The sequence below is a fragment of the Robiginitalea sp. genome (genome assembly GCF_049588695.1).
GTDB lineage: Bacteria > Bacteroidota > Bacteroidia > Flavobacteriales > Flavobacteriaceae > Robiginitalea.
The window spans coordinates 1-7,613 of record NZ_JBAVZJ010000461.1; the positions used below are offsets into that span (position 1 = coordinate 1).

Sequence of the window (7,613 nt, forward strand, 5' to 3'; positions counted from 1 at the left end):
GTTTATAGAAACGCACCGACTTGCCGAATTCAATCCGAGAGGGACCGATGTTCCGGTCGTTCTGGACCTGATGATTCACGATATTGACATCATCCTGAGTGTTGTGAATTCAGAGGTGGCGGACATCCAGGCCAGTGGGGTTTCGGTAATCAGCAATTCCCCCGATATCGCCAATGCCCGAATCGCCTTTAAAAATGGATGTGTGGCGAATTTAACGGCCAGCAGGATTTCTTTAAAGAATATGCGGAAATCGCGCTTTTTTCAGCGAGACGCTTATATTTCCGTAGACTTTTTAGAGCGGAAGGTAGAAGTAGTCAAAATGAAAAACGCACCTGAACATCCGGGCGAATTCGACATGGTACTTCAGAATGCGGAGGGAACCAAGAAGCAAATCTACTTCGAGAATCCGGAAATTGTCCAAAACAATCCAATCCTGGATGAACTGGAGGCCCTGGCCGTGGCTATTGAAGAGAACAGTACTCCTCCCGTACCCCTGGAACAAGGTGCCCGGGCCCTCGATGTGGCCCTGAGGGTCATCGATGCCTTTACCGCCCAGGCAGGTCGGGCTTAATTTTTCACTTAAACGCATACATATGATACAAAATATTGCTGTAATTGGAGCCGGGACTATGGGCAACGGAATCGCCCACGTTTTTGCACAACATGGATTTAACGTTCAACTCATCGACATCTCGGAAGACAGTTTAAAGCGGGGAATGTCTGCCATTGAAAAGAACCTCGACCGGATGGTTAACAAGGGGGTGCTGGACACCGATAAAGTCCAACAGACCCTCTCGAATATAAAGACCACGACGGACCTTGTAAAGGGGGTTCAGCGTGCGGAGCTCGTTGTGGAAGCAGCAACTGAAGATATCTCCTTGAAGAAGAAGATCTTCCGGGAACTGGATGTGCATTGTCCCGCAGATACGATTCTCGCAACCAATACCTCTTCGATTTCGATCACAGAGATCGGGGCGGTAACCAACCGGGGGTCCCAGGTGATCGGTATGCATTTTATGAACCCTGTCCCCGTGATGAAATTGGTCGAAGTCATTCGCGGCTATAATACCAGTGATGCCGTAACTCAAAAAATCCTGGAACTCTCCAGGATCCTGGGTAAAGTTCCTACGGAAGTCAATGATTACCCGGGTTTTATCGCGAATCGTATTTTAATGCCGATGATCAACGAAGCCATCGAGAGCTTGTATCACGGAGTTGCCGGTGTGGAGGAAATCGATACGGTGATGAAGCTGGGGATGGGACATCCCATGGGTCCGCTCCAACTGGCCGATTTTATTGGGCTGGATGTCTGCCTGTCCATACTCCAGGTGCTCTACGACGGATTTAAAAACCCAAAATACGCCCCTTGCCCCCTGCTCGTTAAAATGGTTATGGCTGGAAAACTCGGGGTGAAATCAAAAGAAGGCTTTTACGATTATTCCCAATCCCGAAAGGCGGAAAAAGTAGCTGCCCAATTTAGTTGATCCATGGCGGAGGTAATTCCTTTTCGGGCTACCCGGCCGGCCCCGGATAAAGTCGCCTCGGTGGTATCGAGGTCTTATGACCAGTACGGGTCAAAGGAACGAAAAGCCGTTATGGCCTATAATCCCTTTTCATTCCTGCACATTATTGATCCCGGATTCAAATTTCACAAAGCTGTACAGGGGGAACAGCGTTTTTCCATGGTGCGGAACCGATATCTGGAGTTCCTGGAGGAAGGTGTGCTTATACGGGAGGAGACGCCCTCGTATTACCTCTATCGCACCCAAATGGAAGACTACAGTACTCATGGTGTTTTCTGTGCGACGAGTACGGACGACTACCGCAGGGATGTTATCCGCAAGCACGAGGAAACCCTGAGTTTTCGGGAAACGCTCTTTGCAGATTACCTCCAAACGGTGAAGTTTAATGCGGAACCTGTCCTGCTGACCTATCCGGACCAACCCGAACTCGATGTACTTTTCGCAAATATCATGGAAGAAAAGCCCGAATATTTCTTTACCACTACGGATCGGGTAACCCATCAGTTGTGGGTCATCTCAAATCCGAGGCATATCTCTGCAATCCGGAAAAGATTTAAAGGCGTAAAGACTTTGTATATAGCCGATGGCCATCACCGAAGCGCTTCTTCAGATCTGCTGGCGCGAAGAATGCAAAAAGGGAATATGGGCAGTATTGCGGAAGGGGCCTACGGAAGTTTTATGAGTTACCTCATACCCGAGTCACAGCTGAGAATTCGCTCCTTCAGCCGTTTGCTGTCCGGAATTGGAGACCGTCATCCAGACGAAATCCTAATCGGCCTTGATCGGTTTTTTCGAATCCATGAGAAGGGTACCACGCCCTTTGAGCCCAGCGAAAAGCACCAATTCTCGATGTACATAAGCGGTGTGTTCTACGAACTTAAACTCCGGAAACACGCCTATCGTTTTTCCAATCCCCTGGATGCGCTCGATCCCCAGATCCTGTATAAAACCGTTTTAGAACCCGTATTTGGTGTGACCGACCTGAGGCACGATTCGAGGATTCACTATTTGTGTGCCCCGATGAATGCCCTGAAGATTAAAAAAATGGTTGACAAGGGCGTTTACGACATTGGATTTGCTATGACTCCGGTAAGCGTGGACGAGCTCAAAGCAATTTCGGACGCAGGGCTGAAGATGCCACCCAAGAGTACCTTTATTGAACCCAAACTGCCCAGTGGGCTGACCATATACGATTTCCAAAACCCAGACTTATGAGCATTACCCAAAAGCTGAATCAAATTGTAGAATCTCTTCCCCCTGAGGTTGTCCTCGTTGCAGTTTCAAAGACAAAAAGTGAAGGCGAAATCACGGAGGCATACTCGGCAGGCCAACGGATTTTCGGGGAAAATAAGGTTCAGGAACTCGTCCGGAAGTGGGAACACCTGCCCAAAGATATTGAATGGCACATGATCGGCCATTTGCAACGGAACAAAGTTAAATATATCGCGGGTTTTGTTTCCCTGATTCACGGGGTGGACTCCCTTCGGCTCCTTCGGGAGATCGACAAAAGAGGGGCACAGCAGGGGCGGGTAATCCCCTGCCTGCTGCAAGTGCATATTGCAGAGGAAAGCACCAAATTTGGATTTGACAAAACAGAACTCACAGAGGCCATAGACGTGGTTGATCGGGGCCAATTACCCCATATTCAATTGCGGGGACTCATGGGAATGGCGACCTTTACAGATGATTCGGCCCAGGTCCGCTCCGAGTTTAAATACCTGAAGTCATTGTACGATACATTCGGACAGGGAAGAGAAAACTTCGATACGCTTTCGATGGGGATGAGCGGGGATTACCATATAGCCATTGAAGAGGGCAGTACCATGGTGCGCTTAGGAAGTAGTATCTTTGGTAGTCGCAATACTGCCTGAAGAGAAACGATGACTATGTATGCTATTCTGGATATAGAAACTACTGGGGGCAAATACAATGAGGAGGGAATTACAGAGATTGCCATACACCGCTTTAACGGCGATCAGGTCATTGACTCCTTTATCAGCCTTATCAATCCGGAACGGGAAATACAGCCCTATGTACAAAAATTAACCGGGATCAGCCCAAAAATGGTGCGCACGGCCCCCAAGTTCTACCAGGTAGCCAAACGGATTGTGGAAATAACCGAAGGAAGTGTTTTGGTCGCACATAATGCCATGTTTGATTACCGTATCCTGCGCACTGAATTCCGCAGGTTGGGCTTTGATTTCCAGCGACAAACCCTGTGTACGGTTGATCTTTCCCAGCGCCTGATACCGGAAGCGGAATCCCATAGCCTTGGAAAACTGGTGCGTTCCCTGGGGATCCCGGTAAGCAACCGGCACCGGGCCAATGGCGATGCCCTGGCCACATTGAAACTCTTCCAGATCCTTTTGGGCCGGGATACCAAAAAAGATATTTTAAAGGAGGTCATCCGGGCGGAGGCACACGGTGAACTCTCCTCCCGACAACTCAAATTAGTCGAATCCGTTCCCCGGGATATCGGCGTATATTATCTTTTCAATAAAGACAGTGACCTGATTTACCTGGACCATAGCCGGAACATGCAGTCATCCGTCAATACACATTTTACCGGGGTTCACGAGCCAGGCCTGAGCCTGCGAAAAGAAACCCGGGAGGTTCAATTTGAGCGTACAGGTAGTGAATTAATTGCGCGCCTCAAGACTCATGTTGAAATCCTGAACAATCGGCCGACACACAATAAGCCTGTTTCTAAGCCAGGACGGAGAGCAGGGCAAATCCGGGTAAACGGATCTGAGATATCTCTTAACGGAAAGCAATTTTTGCTGGTCGACCAGGGGCGTAAGACCGGAGAACGGTCAGCTATCTGGTTACGGGATGATGAAGTCCGGGGAATGGGATACTATGAATTGAACCACCAAATCAATAATATTCATATCTTAGAAAACCTCTTAACTCCAATTTCAAACGCTGATGGAGCCCTGGAAGTCGTAATCGATTATCTCAATAAAAAACCGATTCTGAAGGCTATTGAACTTTAATATCGTGATTTGAAGAATACGATTGTAAAAAAAGACTGGAGACATAAACTGCATGAAATCATTTATGAGGCCGACACCCCTATGGGGAAATGGTTCGATCTGATTTTGATTTTTATTATCCTGGTCAGCGTCATTTTGGTGATGCTGGAAAGCGTTACAGAATTCGATGAGAAATACCATGGGGCCCTGTTAACCATGGAGTGGATTATCACTATTTTTTTTACAATAGAGTATATCGCGAGAATTGTTTCTATCCGAAAGCCTTCCAGCTACATCTTTAGTTTTTACGGGATTATTGATTTTCTATCCACTATTCCGCTGTACCTCTCTTATCTGGTTGCAGGCTCCCAGGTGTTGCTGGCCGTTCGTGCCTTCAGACTGCTGCGTATTTTCCGAATCCTGAAATTGGTGCAGTATATCGGTGAAGCCTCCCAATTGCGCACGGCGTTGCGGGCGAGTCGCACCAAAATCGCAGTTTTTATTTATGTGGTGCTGATTCTTTCTATCATAATGGGGACACTCATGTATCTGATCGAAAGTCCGGAATCCGGATTTACGAGTATTCCGCGCAGTATTTACTGGACGATTGTCACGCTGACCACTGTCGGTTATGGCGATATTGCACCCCAAACTACTATAGGACAGTTTATTGCCACGGTGATCATGATTCTGGGATATGGGATTATCGCCGTCCCTACGGGTATTGTAACTGTTGAGTTTGCAAAACACAGCGGTAAGGGCAAAGATGAGGATCAGAATCGCACGGTACACATCAACACCCATTCCTGCTCCTCATGCGGAGTGGAAGGCCATAGGGATGATGCCAGCCATTGCTTTAAATGCGGAGAATTGCTTTAATGAAAAAGTTTTTAATCTCTATCTGCGGAGCTACGGGTATTGGCAAAACAGGGTGGGCGATCGCCCTTGCCAGGCACTTTAAAACAGAGATTATCTCTGCGGATTCCAGGCAGTTTTACAAGGAAATGAGGATTGGCACCGCAGTGCCCTCGACAGAAGAATTGAAGGCGGTTCCCCATCATTTTATTCAACACACCTCTATCCATAAGCCCATTACTGTTGGGGATTACCAAAAGGATGCCCTCCAACTGATATCAAAAAAATTTAAAGCTTGCGATTATTTGATTCTCGCAGGAGGCAGCGGACTTTTCCTCGATGCGGTGACACAGGGACTCGATGAATTTCCACGGGTAGCCGCAGGGGTTCGGGAAGAACTTGAAACAAAATACGCCAGGGGGGGCATTAAGGTACTTCAGGAATTGCTATTCCAGCTTGATCCCGAATACCATAAGGTGGTTGATTTAGAGAATTCCCGAAGGTTGATCCGGGCTTTGGAAATATGTGTGTCGAGTGGTCGTCCTTACAGCTCTTATCTGGGCAAGCGAAAGGCTCCCAAGGGGTTTGTACATATCCCCTTGGGTATTGAAGCCCCCAGAGATATTATCTACACCCGCATCGAAGCCCGGGTAGATGCCATGATGCAGGAAGGCCTGCTGGATGAAGTAGCTGCACTCCTGCCCTACCGCAACCTAAACGCCCTTCAGACCGTGGGGTATCAGGAGCTCTTTCCCTATCTGGATGGCGAGACAGACCTCGAGACAGCTGTGGCGCTTATCAAGAGGAATACCCGGCGATTCGCAAAGCGACAGCTTACCTGGTATCGCAAGAATCCGGAAATACGTTGGATTCCACACGATGCCCCCATAGAAATAGCACTTCAATCCATAGAAGAGTATATACGATCTGAATATGCCGGTTGAAAAGGATGTATTTATAATCATGGGAGTCTCCGGATGCGGAAAGTCAACACTGGGTATCGCACTTGCGAAGTATCTGGATATCCCGTTTTTCGACGGGGATGATTTTCACCCTCCCGAGAATATTCAGAAAATGAGCCAGGGGGTACCCCTTGAAGATTCAGATCGCGAACCCTGGTTGACACGCTTAAATAAAGTAGCCACGCAACATCAGGGTCAAGGAGCTGTAATCGCTTGTTCAGCGCTCAAAGAATCCTACAGGCAACTCTTACAAAAAGGGCTGGAAGAAAACATCATCTGGGTATATCTATACGGCACGTACCACGAACTTTTAGAGCGTGTAAGCGGAAGATCGTCTCACTTTATGCCTTCTGCCCTGCTCCAGTCCCAATTCGACGTTTTGGAACCTCCCCAATACGGTATACATATACCCGTGAGCCTTTCGGTTTATAAGGCAATCACGAAGATTTCAGAAGATTCGAATAGTTCAGGGTAAACACTCCCCCTTGCCATTCACGCCCGTGAGTCTCTGCTTATTTCTCGGAGTCCGTTTTGACTACAAGGCGGAAACCCTCCCCGTGAATGTTGAGAATTTCAACGCTGTCATCCCGCTTCAGGTATTTTCGAAGTTTAGCGATATAAACATCCATGCTGCGGGAGGTAAAGTAGTTATCGTCCCTCCAAATTTTGGTCAGGGCGAGTTCCCGGGGCATCAGATCGTTTTCGTGAAGGGCCAGCAATCGAAGGAGTTCATTTTCCTTTGGTGAAAGTTTGTTCGGCTCTTCATCCTTGTATTTCAAAAACCTGAGTTTGGAGTTCAGGTGAAAATTCCCGATCTCAAATTCGAACTGCTTGCTGTCTGCGAGGTTGTTGGATTCCTTGCGCTGCAGAATGGCCTGAAGTTTGGCGAGCAGTACCTCTGAGTCAAAAGGCTTGTTGAGGTAGTCATCTGCACCTGCTTTATACCCCTTCAGGACGTCTTCCTTCATGGTTTTTGCGGTAAGAAATACAATGGGCACGCTCTCGTTTTTTTCGCGTATCTCGCGAGCGAGCGTAAACCCGTCTTTGTAAGGCATCATTACATCCAGAATGCAAACGTCGTAATTATCTTTTTTGAATTTTTCGAAGCCCTCCATACCATTCTTGGCAAGGGTAACATCAAAATCATTCATCGAAAGATAATCCTTGAGGACAATTCCAAAATTCGGATCGTCTTCGACCAATAGTATTTTCTTATTTACTGTTTCCATAACTTGCTAAATTAAGGGGAGTTTTATGTAAAAAGTGCTTCCTTTTCCTTTCTCACTTTCCACATAGAC

The 7,613-nt window shown here is 47.5% G+C and carries 9 protein-coding genes; 8 read left to right on the forward strand and 1 reads right to left on the reverse strand.

Annotation, left to right across the window (positions count from 1 at the left end; translation table 11 throughout):
- The 8 genes from WBV75_RS10830 to WBV75_RS10865 all read left to right on the forward strand — a co-directional run.
- On the forward strand, positions 1-571 hold a 571-nt coding region (locus WBV75_RS10830), incomplete at its 5' end, for a Gfo/Idh/MocA family protein (protein ID WP_424120622.1).
- Positions 572-596: 25 nt separating this feature from the next.
- Entirely contained in the window at positions 597-1,484 is an 888-nt protein-coding gene (locus WBV75_RS10835; protein ID WP_424120629.1) for a 3-hydroxyacyl-CoA dehydrogenase family protein, read from the forward strand.
- A 3-nt stretch (positions 1,485-1,487) separates the two neighbouring features.
- The gene (locus tag WBV75_RS10840) at positions 1,488-2,738 is read left to right on the forward strand and encodes a DUF1015 domain-containing protein (protein WP_424120623.1); all 1,251 of its coding nucleotides are present in this window, start codon (positions 1,488-1,490) and stop codon (positions 2,736-2,738) included.
- Positions 2,735-3,394: a YggS family pyridoxal phosphate-dependent enzyme gene (locus WBV75_RS10845; protein ID WP_424120624.1), complete on the forward strand. Its 660-nt coding sequence runs from the start codon at positions 2,735-2,737 to the stop codon at positions 3,392-3,394. The genes WBV75_RS10840 and WBV75_RS10845 overlap by 4 nt, the downstream gene beginning before the upstream one ends.
- Positions 3,395-3,409: 15 nt before the next feature.
- On the forward strand, positions 3,410-4,519 hold the full coding sequence (locus WBV75_RS10850) for an exonuclease domain-containing protein (RefSeq protein ID WP_424120625.1): 1,110 nt from the start codon (positions 3,410-3,412) through the stop codon (positions 4,517-4,519).
- 81 nt (positions 4,520-4,600) lie between these two features.
- Positions 4,601-5,377: an ion transporter gene (locus tag WBV75_RS10855; RefSeq protein ID WP_424120630.1), complete on the forward strand. Its 777-nt coding sequence runs from the start codon at positions 4,601-4,603 to the stop codon at positions 5,375-5,377.
- Positions 5,377-6,297: a tRNA (adenosine(37)-N6)-dimethylallyltransferase MiaA gene (gene miaA / locus WBV75_RS10860; RefSeq protein WP_424120626.1), complete on the forward strand. Its 921-nt coding sequence runs from the start codon at positions 5,377-5,379 to the stop codon at positions 6,295-6,297. Before WBV75_RS10855 ends, miaA begins: the two co-directional genes overlap by 1 nt.
- Positions 6,287-6,790: a gluconokinase gene (locus WBV75_RS10865; RefSeq protein ID WP_424120627.1), complete on the forward strand. Its 504-nt coding sequence runs from the start codon at positions 6,287-6,289 to the stop codon at positions 6,788-6,790. The genes miaA and WBV75_RS10865 overlap by 11 nt, the downstream gene beginning before the upstream one ends.
- Before the next feature lie 37 nt (positions 6,791-6,827).
- On the opposite strand, the gene WBV75_RS10870 is transcribed toward WBV75_RS10865, so the two are convergent.
- Complete coding sequence (locus tag WBV75_RS10870; RefSeq protein WP_424120628.1) at positions 6,828-7,544, reverse strand: response regulator transcription factor; 717 nt, start codon at positions 7,542-7,544, stop codon at positions 6,828-6,830.
- Positions 7,545-7,613: the final 69 nt, after the last annotated feature.

What these genes read in the sequence shown, in the direction of transcription:
- WBV75_RS10855 (WP_424120630.1), top strand. Translation starts at nt 4,601, where the DNA reads ATGGGGAAATGGTTCGATCTGATTTTGATTTTTATTATCCTGGTCAGC.
- WBV75_RS10845 (WP_424120624.1), top strand. Translation starts at nt 2,735, where the DNA reads ATGAGCATTACCCAAAAGCTGAATCAAATTGTAGAATCTCTTCCCCCT.
- WBV75_RS10870 (WP_424120628.1), bottom strand. Translation starts at nt 7,544, where the DNA reads ATGGAAACAGTAAATAAGAAAATACTATTGGTCGAAGACGATCCGAAT.
- WBV75_RS10840 (WP_424120623.1), top strand. Translation starts at nt 1,488, where the DNA reads ATGGCGGAGGTAATTCCTTTTCGGGCTACCCGGCCGGCCCCGGATAAA.
- WBV75_RS10865 (WP_424120627.1), top strand. Translation starts at nt 6,287, where the DNA reads ATGCCGGTTGAAAAGGATGTATTTATAATCATGGGAGTCTCCGGATGC.
- miaA (WP_424120626.1), top strand. Translation starts at nt 5,377, where the DNA reads ATGAAAAAGTTTTTAATCTCTATCTGCGGAGCTACGGGTATTGGCAAA.
- WBV75_RS10850 (WP_424120625.1), top strand. Translation starts at nt 3,410, where the DNA reads ATGTATGCTATTCTGGATATAGAAACTACTGGGGGCAAATACAATGAG.